Below are 24624 nucleotides of genomic sequence, written 5' to 3'. Positions count from 1 at the left end.
AGGGCGATGCATCCGATTAGCGCCGTCCGGTACTTTCTGGCGGGCAAGAACCCTACAAGCACCGCTAGACCGAAGACGGTCGCAATGAACATGTATGGAGGGCTTTCGAACATTCCACGATGGTATCGTGGCGATCGAATGTCCGCAACGGGGCGCTTGCCGAAGGTCGGCTTTCCTACATCCGACGCCGTCCCATACACTGCGCCGCATGCCCCATCCGACCGCCCAAAACCGCACAAGGTTACACCGCAAGGTGACACTTCCCCTCACAAGGTGACACTTCCCGGCCCAAGGTGACACCTTCTCCCTCTGGACAGTGTAAACCGTGTAAACCTGCGTCACCTTGTGGACCTCGGGTAGCGCCTCCAGCGGCTTCTCCCCCGTCCATTCACGCCTGATAGGTTAACCCCCTTGAACATCGCGCATTGCCACGCGACATAGGCGAGGCAAAATCGCAAAGAGGACTCCCATGCTCGACCTGTTCGGCGCTTCGAACGCCCAAGGAAAGTTCACCACCGATCCCGTGACGGGCGCACTCGTGCCGATGGTCGTCGAGCAGACCAGCCGCGGCGAACGTTCGTTCGACATTTACTCGCGCCTGCTGCGTGAGCGCATCGTGTTCATCACCGGTCAGGTGGAAGACCACATGGCCTCGCTCATCGTCGCGCAGCTGCTGTTCCTGGAATCGGAAAACCCGACCAAGGACATCTCGATGTACATCAACTCGCCGGGCGGCGTGGTGACGGCCGGCATGGCGATCCACGACACCATGCAGTACATCAAGCCGCGCGTCTCGACCGTGTGCATCGGCCAGGCCGCGTCGATGGGCAGCTTCCTGCTCGCCGCCGGTGAGCCGGGCATGCGCATCGCGCTGCCGAACGCGCGCATCATGGTCCACCAGCCCTCGGGCGGCGCGCAGGGCATGGCCAGCGACATCGAGATCCAGGCGCGCGAAATCCTGCGCATGCGCCGCCGCCTGAACGATCTCTACGTGAAGTACACCGGCAAGTCGCTCGATGAGATCGAGAAGGCGATGGACCGCGACACGTTCCTCGAAGCTGACGAAGCGCTGGCATTCGGCCTCGTCGACAAGGTCTTCGAGACCCGCCCCGACGGCGACAAGCCGGCGGAAGCGTAACGTCCTGAAGCGGGACCGGCGCCTTCAGTCTCCGTCAAGCATTTGGCGGTAGGATTGCAAAGCCGGTCCCGGGCAGGCTAGAGTGAGCGAGTCGCCTCGGTTGGAGGCTAAAGACGGAAAATGACGAAATTGAGCGGATCTGACGCGAAAAGCACCCTATACTGCAGCTTCTGCGGTAAGTCGCAGCATGAAGTGCGCAAGCTGATCGCGGGCCCAACGGTGTTCATCTGCGATGAATGTGTCGAGCTTTGCAACGACATCATCCGCGAAGAAACCAAGGCGGGCATTGCCGGTCGCAAGGAAGGCGAGATCGTCTCCCCGCGCGACATCTGCGAGATGCTGAACGACTACGTGATCGGCCAGGAACGCGCCAAGCGCGTCCTGTCGGTGGCTGTCCACAACCACTACAAGCGCCTCAAGCACAGCGGCAAGCAGGGCGACGTCGAGCTGTCGAAGTCTAACATCCTGCTGGTCGGGCCGACCGGTTCGGGTAAGACGCTGCTCGCGCAGACGCTCGCGCGCACCTTCGACGTGCCGTTCACGATGGCCGACGCCACCACGCTGACCGAAGCCGGCTACGTGGGCGAGGACGTGGAGAACATCATCCTCAAGCTGCTGCAGGCGTCCGACTACAACGTCGAGAAGGCGCAGCAGGGCATCGTCTACATCGACGAGATCGACAAGATCAGCCGCAAGGCCGAGAACCCGTCGATCACGCGCGACGTTTCCGGTGAGGGTGTGCAGCAGGCGCTGCTCAAGCTGATGGAAGGCACCACCGCCTCGGTTCCGCCGCAGGGTGGTCGCAAGCATCCGCAGCAGGAATTCCTGCAGGTGGACACGACCAACATCCTGTTCATCTGCGGCGGCGCTTTCGCCGGCCTCGATAAGATCATTGCCGACCGCCTGCAGAAGCGTTCGATCGGCTTCGGCGCGCATGTCGCCGATCCAGACAAGCGCCGAGTGGGCGAACTGCTCCAGAAGGCGGAGCCGGAAGATCTCCTCAAGTTCGGCCTGATCCCCGAATTCGTCGGCCGCCTGCCGGTGATCGCGACCCTCAACGACCTCGACATCGAGGCGCTGGTCAAGATCCTCAAGGAACCGAAGAACGCGCTGATCAAGCAGTATGCGCGCCTGTTCGAGCTGGAAGACGTGGAGCTGACCTTCACCGACGACGCGCTCGAAGCGATCGCCAAGAAGGCGATCGAGCGCAAGACCGGCGCGCGCGGCCTGCGTTCGATCGTGGAAGGGCTGCTGCTCGACACCATGTTCGACCTGCCGACCGAGCGCGACATCGCTGAAGTCGTCGTCGACAAGGACGTGGTCGAGGGCCGCAAGGAACCCGTCCGCGTGCTCAAGGGCGACAAGGCGGAAGCTGCGGCCTGACGGCTCCGGTCCCCGCATCGCGAATACCACAAGGCCCGGTCGGTTCGCTGACCGGGCCTTGTGTCGTTGGGGGTCTTTGTGGAGCGGGCGGAGCCAAGTGAAGCGCTATCTCTTCATCTGCAGCCAGAACCGACTGCGCAGCCCGACCGCAGAGCAGGTTTTCGCATGCCGGGGCGATATAGAGGTCGCTTCGGCAGGCACCAACGCCGACGCCGAGGAACCGCTGACCGGAGAGCTGGTGACCTGGGCCGACGTCATCGTGGTCATGGAGAAGGCCCATCGCACCAAGCTGCAACGGCGTTTCCGGCGTTCCCTAAACGGGCAGCGCGTCATCTGTCTCGACATTCCGGACGACTTTGCCTTCATGGATCCCGACCTGATACGGCTGCTTGAACGCAAGATGGCGCGCTACCTGCCGACGACTGCCGATCGGACCTAGATCCTCGCGCGGATATCGCTTGGACGGGTGCCCGCTTGCTTGGCAACCCGCGATGGCCGCCCCACTCTGCGGCAAACACATTGGGGAGAGAGCCATGGCCGCACGCGTTCCGGTTTCGCGGGTGATCCACACCATTCATGCCGTCGCCGACATTCATGCCGCCCGTGCACTCTATCAGGATGCGCTGGGCGGGCTGGTCTTTGCAGAGAACTACTTCCCCGCCGAGGACCGCGACGCTGCGCTGCTCTACGTCACCGACCACATGGTCGAACCGATGGCGCCGCGCCGCGCGGACGACCTCACCAAGCCGTTCGCCCGCCAGTTCGCCCGGATCGGGCAGGCCTTCCACTCGTTCGAGATCAAGGTGGCGGACGGCAAGGCAGCCAGCGCCGCCTTCCGCGAGGCCGGTTGCACCGTCGCCGCCGACTACGGCGTGTTCTTCTTCGTGAAGCCCGAATCGACCGGCGGCGTCCTGCTGGAAGTCTGCGAACTGCCGATGCCCAACGATCCGTGGGAGCGGGGCAACTGGGACCCGGCGGTCGGGGCAGGGCATCACTGTACGGTGGCCGGACTGGATCACATCGGCTGCGTCACCGCCGATATCGAGACGGCGCTGCGCTTCTTCACGGAGGTCGTCGACGGCGAAGTGCTGGAGGACGCCCGGACCGAACTACCCCAACCCGCGCGCCGGGTCCTGCTGCAAGTGGGCGACACGCGGGTCGCCTTCGTGCAGCCGGACGATCCTGCCGGTGGCCCGCTCGGTGCGTTCCTGCAAAGTACACAGAACGGCATCTATGCGCTCGTCTGGAAGATCGCCGATGCGGGCAGGGCGCGGGCGCATTTCGCGGACAAGCTGAAGCTGCGCCTGACGGGCGAGGGTTGCATATCATCCGGCTTCGCCATTCTGCCCGAGGACTTCCTCGGCGCGCGGCACGAATTCGTATAGCCTAGACGACGGCCTCGCTCTCCAGCGCGCAGGGGCTGTGGTCGTCGGTTTCGACCTGAATGGTCGGGTGGCCGATGCCGAACTCATGCTCGAGGTCATGGGCCAGGGCATGCAGGAATCCGTCGCCCGGCTGTCCGCCGGGCATGACGAGGTGCGCGGTGAGAGCGGTCTCGGTCGTGCTCATCGGCCAGATGTGCAGGTCATGGACGCGCACGACGCCCGGCCGCGCCTCGAGGAAGGCGCGCACGCGCGGGCCGTCGATGCCCTCCGGCACGCCCAGCATGCCCATGTGCAGCGAATCGCGCAGCAGGCCCCAACTCGACCATGCGATCACGACGGTGATGACCAGCGAGGTCACCGGATCGACGAGTGCCCATCCGGTATACGTGATCAGCAGCCCCGCGATCACCACGCCGACCGAAACCAGCGCGTCGGCCAGAAGATGCACGAACGCCGCCCGCAAGTTCAGGTCGGACTTCGAGCCCTTCGCGAAAAGCAGAGCCGAAAGCCCGTTCACCGCGATGCCGATGCCCGCGACGATCATCATCGTGGTGCCGCCCACCGGCTCGGGATCGGCGAGGCGGCGTACCGTCTCGACGAGGATCGCGCCGATCGCCACCCACAGCAGCGCCGCATTCGCGATCGCGGCGAGGATGGAGGAACTCTTGAGGCCGTAAGTGAAGCGCTCCGAAGGCGGGCGGGCCGATAGCACCGCCGCCGCCCAGGCAAGCGCCAGCGAAAGGACGTCCGACAGGTTGTGCCCCGCATCCGCCAGCAGCGCCATGGACCCGCTCGCGAAGCCCGCGATGACCTCTGCGATGACGAAGATGAGGTTCAGCGAGACGGCGATGGCGAAGGCGCGACCGGGATTTGCCGGCGCCGCATGCGCATGATGGTGCCCGTGGTGATGCCCGTGGCCGTGGCTATGCTGATGTCCGTGATGATGACCTGCGCTCATGGCCGAACGAGTGGCACGAGCGCCCGGTCGGCATCAAGCGATGACGTAACATCACGGCCGTATTACGTTTTTGCAGCGTTGCAGGCGCAGCAGCACTTTCCCTTTCTAGTGACATTTATGCCGCAGTGCAATATCGCGCGCGCACCATAAACTACTGAAATATTGTTATTTTTTTGCAAAAAATTGTGTTGTGTTACGCTTGTGTCACAAAATTTCGCGTTTGCGCACGCATTTGAGTCCTCACCGTCAGAAAGTTGTCATATCCCGCTGCTCTTAGCAGCCGCAGCAAATGCGGCGGGGCTGAAGCGTTCGTCGCACATTGTGACCACTCTAGTCTGACAAGATCAGGGGCATAAAATGAAACTCACCTCCCTCCTCTCCACGGCGACCAGCACGATCGCCGTTGGCGCCGCCTTCCTCGCGGTTCCCGCTTTCGCGCAGTCGACCGGTTCGGCCGACTTCGACGGCGACACCATCGTCGTCACCGGCGGCCGCGTGCACGACATTCTTGGGGTTCGCACGCCCGACTCGCCCAAGGCGAAGGTCGAGATCGGCCAGGAAATCATCGGTGCGCAGCGCGCTGGCCAGTCGGTCAACGAAATCATCAACTTGGTTCCGGGCGTCAGCTTCACCAACAACGACCCGTGGGGTTCGTCGGGCGGTTCGTTCACCATCCGCGGCTTCGATTCGAGCCGTATCTCGCAGACCTTCGACGGTATCCCGCTCAATGACTCCGGCAACTACGCGATCTATACGAACCAGCAGGTCGATGCCGAGCTGATCGAGCGCGTCAACGTCAACCTGGGTTCGACCGACGTGGACAGCCCGACGCCTGCGGCCGTCGGCGGCACCGTCAACATCAACACCAAGGTTCCCGACGACCAGTTCGGCGTCATGACCAGCATGTCCTACGGCGACATCGCCGCGAAGGGTTCGGGCGGCGAAGACCGTTCATTCCAGCGCTTCTTCGCCAAGGTCGAGACGGGCGAGTTCACCTCGGTCGGCACCAAGGCCTGGTTCTCGGGCTCGTACTCGCGCAACGGCGCCACTTTCGCCAACTACGGCAAGGTCGAGAAGAAGCAGTTCAACGCCAAGATCTACCAGCCGATCGGCGTGGACGGCGACTTCATCTCGATCGCCGGTCACTACAACGTGAACCGCAACAACTTCGGCGGCTCGCCGCTGAGCGCGGCCGCGATCACGCTCGACAAGGATGAGCGCTTCTACGACGTCGCGGGCGGCGTGCCTTGCACGACCAGCACCGGCAGCGTTCCCAACTCGTGCGGTTCGCAGTTCGAGCGTCGCTACAATCCATCGAACACCGGCAACCTCCGCCTGAACTCGCTGTTCCACCTGACCGACAAGCTGACCTTCTCGGTCGACGCGGCCTACCAGACCGTCAAGGCCAACGGCGGCGGCACCTCCGTCGCGGTCGAAGGCTACAACCGCGACGGTTACACCGGCGTCTTCTTCGAGACTTTCGCTCCGGTCAGCAGCCGTTCGGCCAGCTACTACTTCTACGGTGACGTCGATCTCAACGGCGACGGTGTGACCGGTTCGGGCGATGCTGTCCGCATCCTTTCGCCGAGCCAGACCAACACCCGCCGCGTGATCGCGATCGCGAACCTCGCCTACGAGATGGACGAGAACAACAGCGTCCGCGTGTCGTACAGCTTCGACCGCGCGCGTCACCGCCAGACCGGCCCGGGCGGCTTCCTGAAGACCAACGGCGAACCGTTCGACGTCTTCCCGATCAACGACCCGATCCTCGACGAGTATGGCAATCGCATCGACAAGCGTGACCGTCTGTCCTACGCGACCCTGCACCAGATCTCGGGCGAATACCGCGGTCGCTTCTTCGACGACTCGCTGACGGTCCTGCTGGGTGTTCGTGCACCGTTCTTCCAGCGTGAGCTGAACCAGAACTGCGTCACCACTGACGCCAGCGGCAACGTCAGCTGCGTCGGCGCAAGCCAGGTCGCAGACTACCTCGCCTCGCACACATCGGCGGTTGGTCCGCTCTCGCGCACCATCAAGTACGATAAGGTTCTGCCGAACGTCGGTGCGGTCTTCAAGCTGACCCCCGAACTGAGCCTCGCCGGCAGCTACGCCAAGAACATCTCGGCGCCGAGCACTGACGCGCTCTACGGCACGTTCTTCTACGAGGCGAACGATCCGCTCGCCCGTCGTACCGCCGAGACCTCGGACAGCTTCGACCTCAGCCTGCGTTACTCGACCCCAATCGTGCAGGCGGCCGTCACCGGCTGGTACTCGAAGTACAAGAACCGCATCGTCACCACCGTCGATATCGACGGCAACTCGACCGACACCAACCTTGGTCCGGTCAAGAAGTATGGCGTGGATGCAAGCCTCGGCGTACAGCCGATCGAGCCGCTGTCGCTTTATGCCTTCGCTTCGTACATCAAGTCGGAGATCCAGAACGATATCCTCGGTTCGGGCGGTGTCCTGCTCGCGACCAAGGGTAACCGCGAGCGTGGCGCTCCGGACTGGCTGGTCGGCGGCCGCGCGGAACTGAACCTGGGTGATGTTTCGGTTGGCGCGCAGGCCAAGTACACCGGCAATCGCTTCCTGAACGACACCAATACGGTGAAGTTCAAGAGCTACACCGTCGTCGACATGAACCTGCGCTACAAGCTGGAGAGCCTCGGTCTCGCCAAGAGCGAAATCCAGCTCAACGTCTCGAACTTGTTTGACAAGTTCTACGTCGGTTCGTTCAGCGGCGCTGTCGCCACGGCTCCCGCTTCGGCCTTCGTGAACTTCGGTTCGCCGCGCGCCGTCAGTGCCACCCTCGTGATGGGCTTCTGATCCACTACGATCCGGCAACGGAAAAAAGAGAGGGGAGGGACCGCAAGGTCTCTCCCCTTTTTCTTTGCCGGCCCGGCACGTTGTTTCTCGCCCGGAGCAAGGGCGAGGTTCAGGCGCGATCCGTTTTCCTACATCGGCGAGCGGGCGTAGAACGCTCGCATGAAAACTTGCCCTTCGATCTGCCACATGCGCGTGATGGAACGCTATCGTCGCAAGCTCGAATGCCGCTGTGGCGGAGCGCCGAGCCGTGGGCAAGATGACGCTTCACCCTCGCAAGGTGACAGATTCCCACCTCAAGGTGACACCTTCTCGGCACAAGGTGACACTTTCCGGGGTAAGGTGACGCCTTTTCTCCCTGGACTGTGTAAACCGTGTAAACCTGTCACCTTGCAACGAGCCGCCGGGCACGTGTGCGCCGATGCGGCAGGGGTGGCGTTACTCGTAGACGCAGGAGTCGTAGCCGCCGCGCTTCACTGTGCCGATGCGCGCGGCGATAGTGTTACCGTAGCGGCGCGTGAAGCCCGCCGGGTTCTTCACCGAGCGGGTCTTGGGGCTGGGCAGGGCGGCAGCCATGCGGCCCGCCTCGGCGGGGGAGAGGCTCGCGGCGGACTTGCCGAAGTACCGCTGCGCCCCGGCCTCGACGCCGTACGTGCCGATGCCGGTCTCGGCGACGTTGAGGTAAACCTCCATGATCCGGCGCTTGTCCCACAGGTTCTCGATCAGGAAGGTGAACCAGACCTCGAAGCCCTTGCGCAAGTAGCGGGTCCAGCCTTCGCCCTGCCACAGGAACACATTCTTCGCGGTCTGCTGGCTGATCGTCGAGCCGCCCCGGATGCGACCTCCCCGGGCATTGCGCTCCATCGCCTTTTCGATGGCCTGCGTGTCGAAGCCGTTATGCGTGCAGAACTTGCCATCCTCGGCGGCGACCACAGCGGCGACCATGTTGCGGTCGATCCGGCTGAGCGGCACCCAGTCCTTGGTGATCCCGTTGCCATCGACCAGCATCGTCACCGTCACCGGCGGCGGCACGAAGCGATAGAGCACCGTCAGGCCCACGCTGATCGCAATGAACCACACGATGATCTTGGCAAGGAGACGCATGGACGCAGGAAGCCTCTGAAACGGTCGGGAGTCTTCTCTCTAGTCGAAATGCCCGGCATTGCGCCAGCACCGGCGGGCGCTACGCCCGGCCGATACATTAATTCGTAATACAGACGTTTAATTTGCAGTATGGACAATTCTCCCGGATACTTCTGCTGCATAAGAGGAACGGGAGAACAGGCGCATGGCAGCATCCTTCGGCGTGGGGTGGAGGCAGGTCGCGGTTGGGTTCATGCTGTTGGCGGCGACGGGCATGGTGGCGGCGACCTATTCGATCGTCGCGGTGCCGCTGGCGCGTGAGTTCCAGCCGAGTCGCACCGTCCTGATGCTGGCGATGACGGTCCTGTCTGGGACGAGCGCGGTGCTGGCGCCGCTGCTGGGGACGCTGATGGACCGCTTTCCGCTACGCCGCCTGATGGTGACGGGCGGGCTGTGCCTGGGGGCGGGTTACGTGGCGATTTCCCTCGCGACCTCCTTCACGCAAGTACTGGTGATCTTCGCCGTGCTGATCGCGCCCGCCAACGTACTCATGGGGCCGGTGGCGATCACCGTGCTGCTCTCGCGCTGGTTCGCGCAGAAACGGGGGAGGGCGGTCGGTATCGCCATTGCCGGGATTTCGGCAGGCGGCTTCGTGTTTCCGCTCATCATCTCCGCTCTGATGGCGGCGTTCGAGTGGCGACTTGCCTTGCGGGCCTTGGCCGTCGTGCTGCTGCTCTGGACGATCCCGATGGCAATGCTGGTGGTGGACCGGCCATCCGACAAGCGCCTCAATCCCGACGGCGCGGACGAACCGCCGCTGCAGGCGCGGGAAGAACTGGCGAGGAACCCGATCTCCGCGCGGGAAATCCTGACCGACCCGGCTTTCTGGATGATCGCCCTGACCGTCTCGATCGTGACAGCGGGCCTGAAAGGCATGATCACGAACTTGGCGCCGCTCGCCATCGATACCGGGGCGACGGCGGCGCAAGCGGCACCGCTGATCTCGATATATTCCGCGTGCGGGTTCATCGCGAAGCTGAACTTCGCGGCGCTTTCCGACAAGGTCGGGCCGAAAGTGCTGATGTTCTGCGGCCTTGGCGGATTCGCAGCGGGGATGGTCTGCCTGACGCAGGCGGGAGCGGGCTACGGCGTGATTGCGCTGGGGGTGGCGATTACGGGACTGTTCGGCGGACTGATGGTTCCGGCCGAAAGCTACCTCGCCCCGCGGATTTTCGGCCAGCGCGGCGTCGGGCGGGCGATGGGGTTGCTCTCCGGCGCGATCCTTTTGGCGATGCTGGCGACACCGCCGCTCTACGGACTGATGTACGACGTGACGGGAAGCTACACCGGCATGTTCTGGATATTCGCAGCTGCTGCAGTGGCGGCGCTGTTCTGGGTTCCGATGCTGCGGCTGCATCCGCGCGAGCAGGCGGTGTGAGGGCAAAGAAAAACCGGGCCATCCTTCGCGGACGGCCCGGCCTCTCGTTATACTTGGTGGCTCTGGATCAGGCCGGGAGCAGGCGCTTCTCACCGGCGATGCGGTTCATCGCCTTCTGCAGCTTCTCGAAGGCGCGCACCTCGATCTGGCGCACGCGCTCGCGGCTGACCGAGTAGACCTGGCTCAGTTCCTCCAGAGTCTTGGGATCGTCGGTCAGGCGGCGCTCCGTCAGGATGTCGCGCTCGCGCTCGTTGAGCGAACCCATGGCCTCGATAAGCATGTCGTGGCGCACCGACGCTTCCTCGGCATCCGCGACGGTTTCGTCCTGCAGCGGGCGGTCATCCTGCAGGATGTCCATCCACTGGCCTTCGCCTTCCTCACGCAGCGAGACGTTGAGCGAGGCATCGCCGCCCATCATCATGCGGCGGTTCATGTTGACCACCTCGGTCTGCGAGACGCCCAGCGTCGTCGCGATCTTGGCGACGTCGTCGGGGTGCAGGTCGGTGTCCTCGTAGGCGTCGAGGTTCTTCTTCATGCGGCGCAGGTTGAAGAACAGCTTCTTCTGCGCGGCGGTGGTGCCCATCTTCACGAGGCTCCACGAACGCAGGATGTATTCCTGGATCGAAGCCTTGATCCACCACATCGCATAAGTCGCGAGGCGGAAGCCGCGCTCGGGCTCGAACTTCTTGACGCCCTGCATCAGGCCGATGTTCCCTTCGGAAATCAGCTCGGACACGGGGAGGCCGTAGCCGCGATAGCCCATGGCGATCTTGGAAACGAGTCGCAGGTGGCTGGTGACGAGCTGCGCTGCAGCTTCCGGATCCTGATGCTCCGAATAGCGCTTCGCCAGCATGTATTCCTGCTCAGGAGCCAGGATCGGGAACTTGCGGATCTCCGACAGGTAGCGGTTGAGGCTTTGCTCACCGCCCAAAGCCGGGACACTCGGCAGGTTTCGATTATTGCTCACGATCATCCGTCCTTTCTAGGTCGGTACACGGTCTAGGACCCTTCATAGGCGTCTTAGCTTGTGACCACCTCTATACGTTAGCATGGATTTGCGATTTCAGTGTCGCAGTTCGTCGATCAGTGTCCGCATATCGTCGGGCAAAGGACTGGCGAAATGGACCCTTTCTTGTGAAACGGGGTGAACGAACCCGAGTTCCGCAGCGTGGAGCGCCTGGCGGGAAAAACCGAGTCGGGAGAGAATCGGTCGAAGCGGAGAAGGAGTTCGCCCATAGACGGGGTCTCCCAATAGCGCATGACCGATTGACGCCATGTGAACACGGACCTGATGGGTTCGTCCCGTCTCAAGCCTGCATTCGACAAGAGTGGCGCCGCGCAGCGCCGCCAGCGTGCGGAAATGGGTGACCGCGTGCTTGCCGCGCCCGTCCTCCACCAGCGCCATCTTCTTGCGATCATGCGACGATCGGGCGATCGCGCCGCGCACGGTTCCGGCTACCGGCACCGGCCTGCCGCCGACGACGGCGTGATAGGCGCGTTCGATCGAGTGATCGGCGAACTGGACGGCCAGCCCTTCGTGCGCCTTGTCGGTCTTGGCGACGACGAGCAGCCCTGAAGTGTCCTTGTCGATGCGGTGGACGATACCGGGGCGCGCCACGCCGCCGATGCCGGACAACTGGCCCCGGCAGTGGTGGAGCAGGGCGTTCACCAGCGTTCCGTCGAGATTGCCCGCGGCCGGGTGGACGACGAGTCCGGCGGGCTTGTCTACGATGATCAGGTGCTCGTCCTCGTAGACGACGGCGAGGGGGATGTCCTGCGCCACCGCTTCGGCGGGCGTAGCCTCGGGCACGTCGATGGCAAACGGTGTTCCGGCATCCACTTTCAGAGATGCCTGCGCTACGGGCTTTCCGGCGAGCGAGACGCGGCCTTCACCCATCAGCGCCTTGATGCGTTCGCGCGACAGGCCGCTGACTTCGGCCAGGGCCTTGTCGATCCGGCCGCCACTGGCGACTTCGCCTTCGATGATGTTTGTAAGCGCCCCCATTGCGCGTAGGATTTGGGGATGATCGTCGAACTGACAAGTGGTGTTCTTGCAACATTGCATGAAGATGCTCGCAGGGCTGCTCCCGAAGAATGCTGCGGACTGTTGCTGGGGCGCGGTCAACGGATAGACGAAGCGCGGGCTGCGGCGAATCTGGCGGAAAACCGCCATGTTCACTTCGAGATCGACCCCGTTGTGCTGCTGGCGGCGCACAAGGAGGTGCGGGCGGGTGGGCCGGAAGTGATCGGCTACTATCACTCTCATCCTACGGGGATTTGCGTGCCTTCGGCGACCGATCGGCAACATTCCACCGGGGATTCGCGCATCTGGGCGATCATCGCGGAGAGCGAGGTTGCTTTCTGGCGCGATAACGCCAATGGATTCGAGGCCCTGCCGTTCCGCGTCGTCGAATAGGGGGCCGCGTCAGAAGTACGAAAGAGCAGTCCAAGCCCATGACCACGAGTTCGATCGAACTTGCCAGCCTCCTGTGTTCGCGCCTTTGCCATGACATGCTCAGCCCGGTCGGCGCGCTGACCAATGGCCTTGAACTGCTCGCGGACGAGAAAGACCCGGAGATGCGCCAGCGCTGCTTCGAACTTCTTGACCAGAGCGCGAGGATTTCCACCGACAAGCTCAAGTTCTTCCGCCTGGCCTTCGGTGCGGCGGGCGGCTTCGGCGAGATGGTGGCGGTGAGCGAGGCCAAGGTTCTCGTCGATGCGCTGGTGGCGAACAATCCGCGCGTCACGCTGGCCTGGGCACTGCCGAGCGATTCGCTGCCGAAGGCGGCGATCAAAACGCTGCTCAACTTCGCACTGATTGGTCTCGAGGCACTGCCGCGCGGCGGTACGCTGGAAATCGCGGCCGAGTATCGCGACAATCACAGCGAACTGGTGGTGCGTGCTGCCGGTCCGCGTATCGCTTTCGACCGTTCGGTCGGCGCCGCGCTTGAAGGCGCTCTGCCGGAAGGTGAGCTTTCGAGCCGTACCGCGCCTGCGGCGATGTTGCGCCAGTTGGCCGTGGAATTGAAGGGCAAGCTTCAGTTTGCGCTGGCGGACGATGCGCTGGTGCTTGGCGCGATGCTGCCAAGGGCCTGACGGGAAGGAGGCGCGACGAAGATGAACCGTTGGCTCGTCAATCGCACCGTCGCCTCCCCCAACTGGAACGAGCGCAAGCTGCCGATCACTATGGTCGTGCTGCACTATACCGGTATGAAGTCGGCCGAGGAGGCGCTGGAGCGGATGTGCGATCCGGCCGCCGAAGTCTCTGCCCACTATATGATCGACGAGGAGGGGATGATCACCTCACTCGTTCCTGAGGACAAGCGGGCCTGGCACGCGGGCCGTTCCTACTGGCGCGGTGAGACAGACGTGAATTCGGCCAGTATCGGCATCGAACTGGTCAATCCCGGACATGAATGGGGCTATCGTCCGTTTCCCGAACCGCAGATGGACGCGTTGCTGCCGCTGCTGGCGGATATCATGGACCGGCACGACATTCCCCGTGCCAACGTGGTCGCGCACTCCGATATCGCGCCTGCCCGCAAGCAGGACCCGGGCGAATACTTCGACTGGAACCGCCTTGGCGAACTCGGCCTTGCGCTGGAGATTCCCCAGGCGAAGATGAACCTGTTCTACGACAACCCCGGCGCCTTTTATCTGGCGCTGGAGCGGTTCGGCTACGACATCACCGACGGGCGCGCCGCCGTCACCGCGTTTCAGCGCCGCTGGCGGCCGATCTTCATGGATGGCGAGATCGATGGAGAAATCGGCGGCATCCTGTTCGAACTCCTGTTGGAACGCGATACCGGCCGTGCTAGGTGACCGCCCGCGCCGGGGAGCCGGGCAGCCGCGGGGTCGCCAAGGAAACTTGGATGACCGCGAGGAAAGTCCGGGCTCCACGAAACAAGGGTGGCAGGTAACGCCTGCCGGGCGAGGGCGGTTTTCAGACCGTCCGAAGCCTAGGGAAAGTGCCACAGAGAGCAAACCGCCGATGTTTTCCTCGGAAAGCAGGTAAGGGTGAAAGGGTGCGGTAAGAGCGCACCGCGCTGCCGGTAACGGTAAGCGGCTTGGTAAACCCCACCCGGAGCAAGACCGAATAGGGGCTGCGCGCCGGCGTCTCGCGAAAGCGGGGGAGATCGGCGGGTTCGTTTCGAACCCAGGCAGCCCGGGTTGGTCGCTTGAGCGAGGCAGCGATGTCTCGCCTAGAGGAATGGCTGCCGCCGCGGCGTAAGGTCCCTCTCTTTGGGAGACCACGCCAGGAACAGAACCCGGCTTACAGGCTCCCCGGCGCATTCAGGGCCTTGAAATTCCGGCTATTCAGGCAGCTTCGCTGCAGCCGACAGCATTGTCGCTCGCGGTCAGGAACCAGCGGTCGGTTCCTTGCAGGCCGAGGGCAGTCAGCGTGCCGTGAAGGAATGCGCCGGTGTCGATGCCGATGCGGTTGCCGCGCTCGTCCGGTTCAGGCGTGATCGTATGCCCATGCACCACGAACGCCCCGAAATCGCCGCGATGGCTCAGGAAAGGCTCGCGAATCCAGCGGCAGTCGCGGCCGAGCTGGTGTTCGAGCGGTGTATCGGGGCGGACACCTGCATGGACGAACACGTAGTCGCCTATGCGGTGCATCTTCTTGAAGCTGTCGAGGAAGTCGAAGTCGTCCTGCGGAATCGCCTCGTTCATCAGGCGCTGCATCTCTTCGGCATCGGCTGCGAGCAGTGTGTCCTTGTCGATACCGTAGGACAGGATCGTCTCCAGCCCGCCGAACTTGAGGAAACCGCGCATGGCCTCGGCATCCTTGCTGGCAACCAGCAGCATTTCCTCGTGATTGCCCTGGATGAACTCCACCTCACGCTCGCGGCCCCACTGGCGCGCGCGGGCTACAACCCCGGCACTGTCGTCGCCCCGATCAATTAGGTCACCCAGGAGAACGACGGTCGTATGCGCACGTCCGCGCGCCGCATCATCCTGCTCGATCGTGTGGATGAGATGCTCGAAAAGATCGGCACGGCCATGGATATCGCCCACGGCGTAAACCCGTTCACCGGAAGGGATCGAAGGGGCTCGCCGTTGGTCGGCCCGGCCCATGAGCTTTCGTATCGTGTTCAGCATTTATTGCGCTGCAGTATAAACTGCCCCGCTCCCCCGCACAACCCGTAGGAAACACCAGAGGGTGCAGTGGCAAAAAATCCACACATCGTTTCTTGAATGTTGCTGTATTGAAATTTTTCTTGTGCGTCTTCTAGCTGCAGTGCAGCAATATTGTGCCGTCGCAAGGGAGATCCGGAACGAGACTCCATGCAGCGGACGCAGGTGGGACGAGGCATCAAAGACAAAATTTGTGAGGGAAACACCATGCTCTTGTCCGTCCGCGGCGTTGTCGCCGCCTCTCTCCTTGCGGGCACTGCGCTTTCCGCAACTCCGGCATTTGCGCAGGACGCCGAGGCGCCCAAGGAAATCACCATCACCGGCAGCGCGGCCCTGACCAGCGACTACCGCTTCCGCGGCGTCTCGCAGTCGGCCGGCGACATTGCGATCCAGGGCGGCATCACCGTTTCGCACGCCAGCGGCTTCTACATCGCAACCTGGGGTTCTTCGATCGACCTGGGCTCCACTTACGGCAGCACTGAACTCGACATCTTCGGCGGCTGGACCGGCGAAGTGACGCCCGGCCTGACGCTCGATGCGGGTCTGCTCTACTACGCCTATCCGAACGGCCACGTCGGCACCGCGGAGTTCTTCGAGCCCTATGCCTCGGTCTCCGGTCAGGTCGGCCCGGCCAAGGTGAAGGTCGGCGCCAACTACGCCTGGAAGCAGACGGCACTGCCGAACTTCGCGGGCACGGCCAAGCATGACAATCTCTACGTCTACTCCAACGTCGATATCGGTATTCCGAACACGCCGCTGACGGTCTCGGGTCACCTCGGCTACACCGACGGCGCGCTGGCTCCGTGCTACTACTGCAACGCCGACAAGACCGGAATCGACTGGTCGATCGGCGCTTCGGCCACAGTCTACGGTCCTCTCTCGGTGAGCCTGTCCTATGTCGGCGTCAGCGGGCCGAGCATCGACAGCTACACTGACGACACCGTCGTCGCGACGCTGACCGCAGCGTTCTGATCGTCAACGCATAGCAGGAGGAAGCCCGTCCGGAACGATCCGGACGGGCTTCCTCATTTCAGGTAGAAGTCGATCGTCGTGACGACGCGCACCTTCTTGTAAGGCGTGTCGGACTGTCCCCAGCTACCGCCCGAATCGCCGTCCCGCGCCTCGATCGAAAAGTAGCCTTGAGCGGCATTCTTGATCGCGCCGACTTCGGCACCGCTGTCCTTGGCGAACTGTTCGGCGGCCGAGCGCGCATCCCGGGTCGCGGCGGCGACCATCTCCGGCTTGATGCCGTTGAGCCGGGTGAAGGTATACGCCATGCCCGAACCTTCCTCGAGCATCACGCCGCGCCGCACGAGGTCGAACTGGCGGCGCACGGCATTCTGCGCGCGCTTTATGTCGGTGGTGCGCAGGCTCACCCGCTGGCGCACGGTGAAACTGACGACGCCATTGTCCTTGGTCTGGTTTACGTTGACGCCGGTTGGCTGGAGCGCCTCGGCGGGGAAACCGAGTTCCCGAAAGAATGCGCGGATCTGGACGGTGTCGCGGTCCACGCTCGCCTGTGCGGTGGCAAGATCGGGTGCGGTCGCGGAATAGCTGATGGTCCAGGTGGCGAGATCGGCGGTGACGTCACGTTCGGCGAGGCCCTTGACGGTGACCGCACGGTCCGCGCGCTGCGCCCGCTTGATGCCGTCACCCAATGCGAAGCCGCCGATGACGATGCCCACCGCCAGGATCGTCGCGCTCGCCAGCCACCGGCCGGTTGTGCCTCCCAGGCGGGCAATGCCCTTGTGCTGACTTTCGGCGGAACTATCTTCGCTCATCGCTCTCTCCCTGATCGTCGCCGCATCATGCAGGCTGGCGGCTGTATGTGCGATGAATTGTTCCACAGTGTCGATGAAATGAAGAAAGCCATCCCATGACCCGCTACCTTCACACCATGATCCGCGTGACCGATCCGGACGAGACGATCCGCTTCTTCGAACTCGTCGGACTCAAGGAAACGCGCCGGTTCTCCAGCGAACAAGGCCGTTTCACGCTGATCTATCTTGCCGCGCCGGGGCAGGAAGAGGCAGAGGTCGAACTGACCTACAACTGGCCTGCAGAGGATGGATCGGCTGAGGCTTACCCCGGCGGTCGCAATTTCGGTCACCTCGCGTTTCAGGTGTCCGATATCTACGAGACCTGCCAGCGGTTGCAGGACGGCGGCGTGACCATCAACCGCCCGCCGCGCGATGGCCATATGGCCTTCGTGCGCACGCCGGACGGCATTTCCATCGAACTGCTGCAGGATGGTCATCTCGAACCTGCCGAGCCGTGGGCGAGCATGCCGAACGTCGGATCCTGGTGAGTATCGTCAAGCCGCCGTTAACTTTCTGAAACGGCGCACCTTCGCGTTTGCGAAGAGAGCGTCCCTGCCGATAATCTGCGCCCAGTGGTCGATCGTAGGGGATGATCGACCACTGGCCGTGGCCGGGGGACGAAGTGCGGGGATCGCAGGCGCTCATTGATATCGTCGCCCATGTGCAGGCGTTCGAGCAGGAATTGCTGCTGTTCGTGGCATTCTGGCTTGTCCTTGGCGCCTTGGACGAATTCATGATCGACGCGTTGTGGATCGGACTTCGGTTGACGGGACGCTCGCCGGATTCGCGCATCACGCAGGCAGAAGCCAACGCACCGCTCTCCGGACGCGCCGCCGTGTTGATCGCTGCCTGGCAGGAGGCAGAAGTAATTGGGCACACGGTTCGCCATGCGCTGGCCAATTGGCGGCAGGACGAGTTCACACTGTACCTCGGCTGCTATTGCAACGATCCGGATACGATCGCGGCGGTCGCCGCTGCGGCAGGCGGTGACCTGCGGGTTCGTATGGTGATAGGCGACTGCCCAGGGCCGACTACCAAGGCGGATTGCCTCAATCGAATTTACGCCGCGCTCTGCGCTGACGAGCTTCGCTATGGCTGGCGCTATCGATCCGTCGTGCTCCACGACGCGGAGGACATGGTGCATCCGGCGGAACTCGCCGTGATCGACCGGGCGCTGCGCCGGGCAGACTTCGCGCAGCTTCCCGTGCGCCCCGAACTGCAGCCAGCCTCGCCATGGATCGCGGCGCACTATGCCGATGAGTTCGCCGAGTCGCACGGCAAGGCCATGGTCGTTCGCGATGCGCTGGGAGCAGCGATGCCGGCGGCAGGCGTAGCGTGTGGCTTTTCGCGCGATATGATCGCGCGCATTGCGCTTCGTCGCGGTCGCGACGGCGGCCCGTTCGCGGCCGAGTGCCTTACCGAAGACTATGAACTCGGGCTGCTGGTGCAGCGGGAAGGCGGAACTTCGCGCTTCTTGAGGGTTCGTGACGAGACTGGCGGATTGGTCGCGACGCGGGCCTACTTCCCGTCAAAGCTCGCCGACGCTGTGCGTCAGAAATCGCGGTGGATTCACGGGATTTCGTTCCAGGGGTGGGACCGGCTTGGTTGGGGCAGCGGAGTTATCGACCAGTGGATGGCACTTAGGGACCGGCGTGGCCCGCTCACGGCCCTGATCCTCGCGTGCGGTTATGGGTTGCTGCTGATCGAGGCGGCATTGAAACTGGCCGAACGTGAAGGGCTCGTACAAGGCACGGAGCTTTCGCCTTTGCTGCAGGCGCTGTTGGCCATCTGCCTGGTGAGTTTCGTCTGGCGAAGCGGCTTGCGGTGCTTCTTCACCGCACGCGAATACGGGCTGGTCGAAGGGCTTGGCGCGATTCCGCGTATCGTCGTTGCCAACGCAATCGCCATTCTGGCGGGCCGCCGCGCGCTCTTCAGCTATGTGATGACCTTGAGGGGCAATCCCGTACGTTGGGAGAAGACCGAGCACGTCGGGCACCCGACGCTGCTTGAGTTGGCGCCGACCCGTTCAAGGCTGGCTGCGTCGTGAGCGGCGGAGCGATTTCACGCGGGCATCCACTTCTGGCCCTGCTGGCCTTGTTGGGGGGCTGGGTTGGAGGGCGCGCTGCGACATGGGAACCGCTGGTCTCAAAGGCCGCGCCAGCCGTCGTTGCGGGTAGTGAAGTCGGCTTAGGGCTCCAGTCCCTTCCGAGCTATGCCGGCGATGAGCCTAGAGCCTATGACGTTGCGCCCGATTTTGGCGTTGGCCGGCCTGCGGTGCGTTATGTCACGACCTATTCCGCGCCGGCCGCGCCTGCGGTGTCGTCCGGCATTTCCGCTTCGTCGATCGTGCCGCACTTGCGGGAGGACTTTGGCGCCTTGCAGCCCTTGCCGCGTTTCTACGCACCCGACGTGCCCGGGACGGTCGCCGCACCTCAGCCGACCGGGCTGCCGATCGTGCCTTGGCGGCCGCGCCGCTGGTCGATGGACGCATGGGCGCTGATGCGACGGGACAGTTCCGGTGCTCCAGCTTCGCCTGGGGCGATTCCCGGGACTTACGGCGCTAGTCAGGCGGGCGGAGTGCTGCGCTACCGGCTGGCATTGGCCAGTAGGCATCGGCCGACGGTCTACTTGCGCAGCACCTCGACGACCGGGCAAATCCGAGAAACCACGGCGGCAGTTGGTTTGTCGGCCCGGCCGATCACTGCGTTGCCTGTCGTCGCGGCGCTGGAGGGGCGGATGACCGACCAGATGGGGCAGCGCCGGGTACAGGGCGCAGCGATGGCGATCACCGAATTGCCGCTATTCCCGCTGCTCGCCGGCTTCCGAGGAGAGGCCTACGCGCAGGCAGGATATGTCGCCGGGCGCTACGCGACAATGTTCGCTGACGGTCAGTTCCGCGCGGATCGGGGATTGCTGACTGTGCGGGCAGCGGACGTGCGGATCGGTGGAGGGCTTTGGGGCGGAGCGCAGAAGGGCGCGGCGCGGCTCGATGCGGGACCGACCGCCTCGGTTGCGATGCCGCTCGGGCGCGGCATCAATGGGCGGGTCGCGGTGGACTGGCGCTTCCGCCTTGCGGGTGACGCCGTGCCCGGCTCCGGCCCCGCCCTCACGCTATCCGCAGGATTCTGAAACGCGCCTTTTCCGCGACGCCATGCTGCGGTAGCGAGTGGGTGCAATGGACGTCTACCTCCCCATCGCCAACCTTTCGGTCAACGGCCTCATCATCGTCGCGCTGGGGGCGCTGACCGGCGTGCTTTCGGGCATGTTCGGCGTGGGCGGCGGGTTCCTGACGACGCCGTTGATGATCTTCTACGGTATCCCGCCTACTGTCGCCGCTGCCTCGGCCGCGAGCCAGGTCACGGGAGCCAGCGTCTCGGGCGTCTTCGCGCATACCCGGCGGGGCGGCGTGGACTACCAGATGGGCGCGGTCATGGTAGCGGGCGGCATCATGGGCACCGGGCTCGGCTCGCTGCTGTTCAACCTGCTCGAGCGGTTGGGCCAGATCGATACGGTCATCAACATCCTCTACGTCGTGCTGCTCGGCTCGATCGGCGGTTTGATGGCCAAGGAGAGTATCCAGTCGATCCGCGCCGAGCGGACCGGGATTCCCATCGCCGCCAGGAAGCGCCGCCATCACCCGATGGTCGCCAGCCTGCCGATGCGCTGGCGGTTCTACCGCTCGGGCCTCTACATCTCGCCGCTGGCGCCGCTGCTGCTGGGGATCGGAACCGGCATCCTGACGATGCTGATGGGCATCGGCGGCGGCTTCGTGCTGGTCCCGGCGATGCTCTATATCCTGGGCATGAGCGCCAATGTCGTCGTCGGCACCTCGCTGTTCCAGATCCTCTTCGTGACGATGGCGACGACGATGATGCACGCGCTGACGACTCACGCCGTCGATATCGTGCTGGCCTCGCTGCTGCTGCTGGGCTCGGTGTCCGGCGCTCAGGTCGGCGCGCAGTTCGCGCAGAAGGCCAGCCCGGTGAAACTGCGCCTGATCCTCGCCGTCATCGTGCTGCTGGTCGCCGGGCGCATGGCGCTGGGCCTCGGCTATCGGCCTGACGAGATCTATACGGTCGCGCCGCTGTGAGGGTGTGGCTCGCACTGCTGGCGCTCGTCGCGCTGACCGGTGCGCGCGACCCGATCCTCGTGCCCGAAGTCTCGCAGCATGAAGTCGATCTGCAGCAGGGCTTCACCGGCACCGAACTGCTGCTTTTCGGGGCGGTGCTGACACCGGAAGGCTCCCGCGCGGCGCAGGACTACGACATCGTCGTCGTGCTCAAGGGGCCGACCCAGTCCATCGTCCTGCGCGAAAAGCAGAAGGTCGCGGGCGTCTGGATCAACGCCGCCAGCACCGAACTGCGAAGCGCGCCGAGCTACTACGCCATCGCCTCGAGCCGGCCGATCGCCGACATCGTCGATGACAAGACGGCGGCGATCTATGAGCTTGGGCTCAAGTGGCTGCAGCTGTCGCCGATCGGCGCGATCGATCCGGACGAACAGGCGCGTTTCTCCTCGGGGCTGGTCGATCTCAACCGCCGGATCGGGCTCTACCGCGAGGAGGAGGGCGGCGTCACGGTCAAGGAGCAGGTGCTTTACCAGGCGCGGATCGAACTGCCCTCGCGCGTGCCGACGGGCATCTATACCGCAGAAACTTTCGCCATTTCCAAGGGTAGGGTAGTCGCGTCGGCGAGCAGCCAGGTCGAGGTGCGCAAGCTCGGCATCGAGCGCGCCATCGCCAATTTCGCGGAGGATTACGGCTTCGCCTATGGCCTGCTGGCGGTATTCGTTTCGGTGGCGATGGGCTGGCTGGCCGGGCGTCTTTTCGCGCTGATCTGATATACGATGCAGTCTTTAGGCGGAAATTAACCTCGTCGCTGGTAGCCACCGCAATCGGTTGCCATACAAATGCGATGGGTTGACGAAGCGGATGCATCTCGACGGTCTCGACAGATTTCAAGACCCCCGGACCGATGCGGAGCCGGCCGTCGCGCCTGGGCTCGAGCCGATCGGCGTCGTCCTCGACGTGAGCGGCGCGGGTAGTCGCATCGCCTTCGATCTCGAGCGTCTGAACGAGATTACCGCGGCGGATGATCCTTCGGTGGCGATGTCCGGGCAGGTGAGCAGCCAGGTCAAGATTCGCGTCGGCACCGGCTGGCTGCTGGCCAGCGTCCGCAACCAGAAGCAGGACGGCCGCGTGGCGGGCGTGCTGTCCGAAGTCGATTTTCTCGGCGAGGGTCTAGAGGAGCGTCAGACCGGCCGCATCCACGGGTTCCGGCGGGGCGTTACGCGCTTCCCGATCCCGGGCGCGCTGGTCTACCCGGCGACCAGCGACGACCTTCGGCAGATCTACGCCAGCGACGGACGCTCGGCGATCCAGGTCGGCAACGTCTATCCCACCCGCGACATTCGCGCGGGGCTTTACGTCGATGCGCTGCTGGGCAAGCATTTCGCGCTGCTCGGTTCGACCGGCACCGGCAAGTCGACCAGCGCCGCGCTGATCCTCCACCGCATCTGCGAGCATGCGCCCGAAGGCCACATCATCATGGTCGATCCGCACGGCGAGTACGCGGCCGCGTTTCGCGATACCGGCGTGATCCTCGACGTTTCGAACCTGCAGATGCCTTATTGGCTGATGAACTTCGAGGAGCACTGCGAAATCCTGCTGACCTCTCGCGGGGACGAGCGGCAGCTTGACGCGGAGATCCTCGGCAAGGCGCTGCTGGAGGCGCGCTCGAAGAACCGGCTGGCCGAGCAGATGGGCAAGATCACGGTGGATTCGCCGATTCCCTACCTGCTGTCGGACCTCGGCAATATCCTGAACAACGCGATGGGCAAGCTCGACAAGGGTCATACCAGCGCGCCGTATCTGCGCATCCGCAACAAGCTGGACGAGATGAAGTCCGACCCGCGCTACCAGTTCATGTTCTCCGGCATGCTGGTGGGCGACGTGATGGCGGACTTCATTTCCAAGCTGTTCCGCCTGCCGTCGCGCGGGCGGCCGATTTCGATCATCGACGTCTCGGGCGTGCCGACGGAGATCACCTCCACCGTCGTCGCGGTGCTCAGCCGCATGGTCTTCGACTTCGCCGTCTGGGCACGCGAGGAGGAAACGCGGCCGATCCTGCTCGTCTGCGAGGAAGCGCATCGCTACGTTCCGAACGAGCGGAATGCCGACGGTTCCTCGGTGGGCCGCATCCTCTCGCGCATCGCCAAGGAGGGGCGCAAGTACGGCATTTCGCTGGGCCTCATCACGCAGCGGCCGTCTGATCTGGCCGAGGGCGTGCTGTCGCAGTGCGGCACGATCATCTCGATGCGCCTGAACAACGAGCGCGACCAGGCCTTCGTGCGCGCCGCCATGCCCGAAGGCGCGCGCGGGTTCCTCGATTCGATCCCGGCGCTGCGCAACCGCGAGTGCATCGTCTGCGGCGAGGGCGTGGCGATCCCGATGCGCGTCTCTTTCGACGACCTCGAGGAGAACAAGCGGCCGGCCTCGGCGGACCCATCGTTCACGCAGCTGTGGAACCGCAGCGGCGGCGAGGAGGAGATGGTTCTGCGTACCGTCCAGCGCTGGCGGGCGCAGGGGCGTTGAACTAACCCTTGAAGGCCCTACGCCATCGGCCTGTGCTGTAGTAGGCCAGCGTCAGGATCACCGTCAGCGACGAGCCGACCGGATAGGCCCACCATACCGCCTCGCTGCCGATGAACGGGCGAGCCAGCGCATAGAAGCCGAGCCGCCCCGGGTAGAGACCGAGGAACAGCAACACCAGCGGCGCTACTACCGCACCATAGGCTCGCATCGTGCCGGTCAGGATCATCGTGATCGAGACGATCACGAACGAGGCGGTGCAGACCACCTGGATATGCTCGGCGATGGGCAGGGCGGGGCTCTGGCCGCCGAGGAACAGTGCCAGCAGCGGTCGGTCGAATCCGACGATCAGCGCGGCCACGGCGGTCGACATGACGAGGTTGGTGCCCATGCCGGTCAGCGTCACCTTGCTGACGCGCCCGTGGTCCCCGGCGCCCAGCGACTGCGCAACCATCGCGCTTACGGCCGAGCCGATCGCGAAAGCGGGCATCTGCAGGTAGTTCCACAGTTGCAGCGAAGCGCCGTAGGCGGCCGCCGCGTCCAGCCCCTCGCGGTTGACGAGGCTCACCATGATGAGGCCTGCCGAGGACACGATCAGCATCTGCGCGCCCATCGGCAGACCCTTGGCCAGCACATAGCGAAGGTCCTCTCCGCGCGGGGTGAGATAGCCGAGTTCGGGGCCGCGCAGGCGCAGCGGCAGGTCCTTGCGGTAGATCACCCAGATCTGCAGCACCATGCCTGCGGTGTTGGCGATGGCGGTGGCGATGGCCGACCCTGCGACGCCCAAGGTCGGCAGCGGGCCCACGCCGATGATCAGCAGCGGGTTGAACACGATGTCCAGCACCACCGCCAGGATCATGGCGTA

The 24624-nt window shown here is 64.1% G+C and carries 23 protein-coding genes and 1 other RNA gene; 17 read left to right on the top strand and 7 right to left on the bottom strand.

The annotated features are described in order from the left end of the window. Positions 1–469 precede the first annotated feature (469 nt). From clpP to LH128_RS04215, 4 genes are all read left to right on the top strand, one after another. Positions 470–1138 (top strand): ATP-dependent Clp endopeptidase proteolytic subunit ClpP, encoded by a 669-nt coding sequence (gene clpP / locus LH128_RS04230; protein ID WP_008828343.1) that lies wholly within the window; start codon positions 470–472, stop codon positions 1136–1138. A 120-nt stretch (positions 1139–1258) separates the two neighbouring features. Next, the gene (clpX, locus tag LH128_RS04225) at positions 1259–2521 is read left to right on the top strand and encodes an ATP-dependent Clp protease ATP-binding subunit ClpX (protein ID WP_008828342.1); all 1263 of its coding nucleotides are present in this window, start codon (positions 1259–1261) and stop codon (positions 2519–2521) included. 97 nt (positions 2522–2618) lie between these two features. After that, positions 2619–2960, top strand: coding sequence for a low molecular weight protein tyrosine phosphatase family protein (locus tag LH128_RS04220; RefSeq protein ID WP_008828341.1), 342 nt, complete (start codon positions 2619–2621; stop codon positions 2958–2960). Between the two features lie 94 nt (positions 2961–3054). Beyond that, a complete protein-coding gene (locus LH128_RS04215) occupies positions 3055–3906 on the top strand; it encodes a VOC family protein (protein WP_008828340.1) in 852 nt (283 codons plus the stop codon). Position 3907: 1 nt separating this feature from the next. Here LH128_RS04215 and LH128_RS04210 read toward each other — a convergent pair whose 3' ends face one another. After that, positions 3908–4864 carry a cation diffusion facilitator family transporter gene (locus LH128_RS04210; protein WP_008828339.1) on the bottom strand — a complete coding sequence of 319 codons (957 nt, stop codon included), beginning with the start codon at positions 4862–4864 and terminating at the stop codon, positions 3908–3910. A gap of 357 nt (positions 4865–5221) precedes the next feature. Here LH128_RS04210 and LH128_RS04205 point away from each other — a divergent pair, with 357 nt between their 5' ends. Next, a complete protein-coding gene (locus tag LH128_RS04205; protein ID WP_008828338.1) occupies positions 5222–7690 on the top strand; it encodes a TonB-dependent receptor in 2469 nt (822 codons plus the stop codon). Positions 7691–8125: 435 nt separating this feature from the next. On the opposite strand, the gene mtgA is transcribed toward LH128_RS04205, so the two are convergent. Continuing rightward, positions 8126–8791: a monofunctional biosynthetic peptidoglycan transglycosylase gene (gene mtgA, locus LH128_RS04200; protein ID WP_008828337.1), complete on the bottom strand. Its 666-nt coding sequence runs from the start codon at positions 8789–8791 to the stop codon at positions 8126–8128. Between the two features lie 184 nt (positions 8792–8975). On the opposite strand from mtgA, the gene LH128_RS04195 reads away from it, so the two are divergent. Continuing rightward, entirely contained in the window at positions 8976–10208 is a 1233-nt protein-coding gene (locus LH128_RS04195) for an MFS transporter (protein ID WP_008828336.1), read from the top strand. A 67-nt stretch (positions 10209–10275) separates the two neighbouring features. Here LH128_RS04195 and rpoH read toward each other — a convergent pair whose 3' ends face one another. Both rpoH and LH128_RS04185 read right to left on the bottom strand, forming a co-directional pair. Next, positions 10276–11181 (bottom strand): RNA polymerase sigma factor RpoH, encoded by a 906-nt coding sequence (rpoH, locus tag LH128_RS04190; protein WP_036523631.1) that lies wholly within the window; start codon positions 11179–11181, stop codon positions 10276–10278. 90 nt (positions 11182–11271) lie between these two features. Beyond that, positions 11272–12213 (bottom strand): RluA family pseudouridine synthase, encoded by a 942-nt coding sequence (locus tag LH128_RS04185; protein ID WP_008828334.1) that lies wholly within the window; start codon positions 12211–12213, stop codon positions 11272–11274. 18 nt (positions 12214–12231) lie between these two features. Here LH128_RS04185 and LH128_RS04180 point away from each other — a divergent pair, with 18 nt between their 5' ends. The 4 genes from LH128_RS04180 to rnpB all read left to right on the top strand — a co-directional run bounded on the left by LH128_RS04180 (position 12232) and on the right by rnpB (position 14500). Then, the gene (locus LH128_RS04180; protein ID WP_037517688.1) at positions 12232–12624 is read left to right on the top strand and encodes a Mov34/MPN/PAD-1 family protein; all 393 of its coding nucleotides are present in this window, start codon (positions 12232–12234) and stop codon (positions 12622–12624) included. 38 nt (positions 12625–12662) lie between these two features. Beyond that, the gene (locus LH128_RS04175; protein ID WP_008828332.1) at positions 12663–13304 is read left to right on the top strand and encodes a histidine phosphotransferase family protein; all 642 of its coding nucleotides are present in this window, start codon (positions 12663–12665) and stop codon (positions 13302–13304) included. A 21-nt stretch (positions 13305–13325) separates the two neighbouring features. Further along, positions 13326–14030, top strand: a complete 705-nt coding sequence (locus LH128_RS04170; protein ID WP_008828331.1) for an N-acetylmuramoyl-L-alanine amidase — start codon at positions 13326–13328, stop codon at positions 14028–14030. A gap of 9 nt (positions 14031–14039) precedes the next feature. After that, positions 14040–14500, top strand: an RNA gene (gene rnpB / locus LH128_RS31250) — RNase P RNA component class A. A gap of 25 nt (positions 14501–14525) precedes the next feature. Here the strand turns inward: rnpB and LH128_RS04165 are convergent. After that, entirely contained in the window at positions 14526–15230 is a 705-nt protein-coding gene (locus LH128_RS04165) for a metallophosphoesterase (protein ID WP_008828330.1), read from the bottom strand. Between the two features lie 327 nt (positions 15231–15557). On the opposite strand from LH128_RS04165, the gene LH128_RS04160 reads away from it, so the two are divergent. Then, complete coding sequence (locus LH128_RS04160; RefSeq protein ID WP_008828329.1) at positions 15558–16322, top strand: TorF family putative porin; 765 nt, start codon at positions 15558–15560, stop codon at positions 16320–16322. A gap of 53 nt (positions 16323–16375) precedes the next feature. On the opposite strand, the gene LH128_RS04155 is transcribed toward LH128_RS04160, so the two are convergent. Beyond that, positions 16376–17131 carry an SIMPL domain-containing protein gene (locus tag LH128_RS04155; protein WP_008828328.1) on the bottom strand — a complete coding sequence of 252 codons (756 nt, stop codon included), beginning with the start codon at positions 17129–17131 and terminating at the stop codon, positions 16376–16378. Positions 17132–17226: 95 nt separating this feature from the next. On the opposite strand from LH128_RS04155, the gene LH128_RS04150 reads away from it, so the two are divergent. The 6 genes from LH128_RS04150 (at position 17227) to LH128_RS04125 (ending at position 23762) form a co-directional block, all read left to right on the top strand. Then, positions 17227–17658: a VOC family protein gene (locus LH128_RS04150; RefSeq protein ID WP_008828327.1), complete on the top strand. Its 432-nt coding sequence runs from the start codon at positions 17227–17229 to the stop codon at positions 17656–17658. 101 nt (positions 17659–17759) lie between these two features. Continuing rightward, a complete protein-coding gene (locus LH128_RS04145; RefSeq protein WP_008828326.1) occupies positions 17760–19217 on the top strand; it encodes a glycosyl transferase family protein in 1458 nt (485 codons plus the stop codon). Positions 19218–19444: 227 nt separating this feature from the next. Further along, on the top strand, positions 19445–20299 hold the full coding sequence (locus tag LH128_RS04140; protein WP_248005942.1) for a hypothetical protein: 855 nt from the start codon (positions 19445–19447) through the stop codon (positions 20297–20299). 46 nt (positions 20300–20345) lie between these two features. After that, the gene (locus LH128_RS04135; RefSeq protein ID WP_008828324.1) at positions 20346–21260 is read left to right on the top strand and encodes a sulfite exporter TauE/SafE family protein; all 915 of its coding nucleotides are present in this window, start codon (positions 20346–20348) and stop codon (positions 21258–21260) included. Beyond that, the gene (locus tag LH128_RS04130; RefSeq protein ID WP_008828323.1) at positions 21257–22009 is read left to right on the top strand and encodes a TIGR02186 family protein; all 753 of its coding nucleotides are present in this window, start codon (positions 21257–21259) and stop codon (positions 22007–22009) included. The genes LH128_RS04135 and LH128_RS04130 overlap by 4 nt, the downstream gene beginning before the upstream one ends. A 91-nt stretch (positions 22010–22100) precedes the next feature. Continuing rightward, positions 22101–23762 (top strand): ATP-binding protein, encoded by a 1662-nt coding sequence (locus tag LH128_RS04125; protein WP_008828322.1) that lies wholly within the window; start codon positions 22101–22103, stop codon positions 23760–23762. Position 23763: 1 nt separating this feature from the next. Here the strand turns inward: LH128_RS04125 and LH128_RS04120 are convergent. Beyond that, positions 23764–24624 (bottom strand): MATE family efflux transporter (locus LH128_RS04120; protein ID WP_008828321.1); only part of this gene is annotated, 861 nt, incomplete at its 5' end.

The sequence above is a fragment of the Sphingomonas sp. LH128 genome (assembly GCF_000293195.2).
GTDB lineage: Bacteria > Pseudomonadota > Alphaproteobacteria > Sphingomonadales > Sphingomonadaceae > Novosphingobium > Novosphingobium resinovorum_A.
This window is presented reverse-complemented; position numbering and strand designations above follow the sequence as displayed.

Bases quoted from the DNA above. Each gene is read 5' to 3' on its own strand.
- clpP (WP_008828343.1), top strand. From the start codon at position 470: ATGCTCGACCTGTTCGGCGCTTCGAACGCCCAAGGAAAGTTCACCACC.
- clpX (WP_008828342.1), top strand. From the start codon at position 1,259: ATGACGAAATTGAGCGGATCTGACGCGAAAAGCACCCTATACTGCAGC.
- LH128_RS04215 (WP_008828340.1), top strand. From the start codon at position 3,055: ATGGCCGCACGCGTTCCGGTTTCGCGGGTGATCCACACCATTCATGCC.
- LH128_RS04210 (WP_008828339.1), bottom strand. From the start codon at position 4,864: ATGAGCGCAGGTCATCATCACGGACATCAGCATAGCCACGGCCACGGG.
- LH128_RS04205 (WP_008828338.1), top strand. From the start codon at position 5,222: ATGAAACTCACCTCCCTCCTCTCCACGGCGACCAGCACGATCGCCGTT.
- mtgA (WP_008828337.1), bottom strand. From the start codon at position 8,791: ATGCGTCTCCTTGCCAAGATCATCGTGTGGTTCATTGCGATCAGCGTG.
- LH128_RS04195 (WP_008828336.1), top strand. From the start codon at position 8,976: ATGGCAGCATCCTTCGGCGTGGGGTGGAGGCAGGTCGCGGTTGGGTTC.
- rpoH (WP_036523631.1), bottom strand. From the start codon at position 11,181: ATGATCGTGAGCAATAATCGAAACCTGCCGAGTGTCCCGGCTTTGGGC.
- LH128_RS04185 (WP_008828334.1), bottom strand. From the start codon at position 12,213: ATGGGGGCGCTTACAAACATCATCGAAGGCGAAGTCGCCAGTGGCGGC.
- LH128_RS04180 (WP_037517688.1), top strand. From the start codon at position 12,232: ATGATCGTCGAACTGACAAGTGGTGTTCTTGCAACATTGCATGAAGAT.
- LH128_RS04175 (WP_008828332.1), top strand. From the start codon at position 12,663: ATGACCACGAGTTCGATCGAACTTGCCAGCCTCCTGTGTTCGCGCCTT.
- LH128_RS04170 (WP_008828331.1), top strand. From the start codon at position 13,326: ATGAACCGTTGGCTCGTCAATCGCACCGTCGCCTCCCCCAACTGGAAC.
- LH128_RS04160 (WP_008828329.1), top strand. From the start codon at position 15,558: ATGCTCTTGTCCGTCCGCGGCGTTGTCGCCGCCTCTCTCCTTGCGGGC.
- LH128_RS04155 (WP_008828328.1), bottom strand. From the start codon at position 17,131: ATGAGCGAAGATAGTTCCGCCGAAAGTCAGCACAAGGGCATTGCCCGC.
- LH128_RS04150 (WP_008828327.1), top strand. From the start codon at position 17,227: ATGACCCGCTACCTTCACACCATGATCCGCGTGACCGATCCGGACGAG.
- LH128_RS04145 (WP_008828326.1), top strand. From the start codon at position 17,760: ATGATCGACCACTGGCCGTGGCCGGGGGACGAAGTGCGGGGATCGCAG.
- LH128_RS04135 (WP_008828324.1), top strand. From the start codon at position 20,346: ATGGACGTCTACCTCCCCATCGCCAACCTTTCGGTCAACGGCCTCATC.
- LH128_RS04125 (WP_008828322.1), top strand. From the start codon at position 22,101: ATGCATCTCGACGGTCTCGACAGATTTCAAGACCCCCGGACCGATGCG.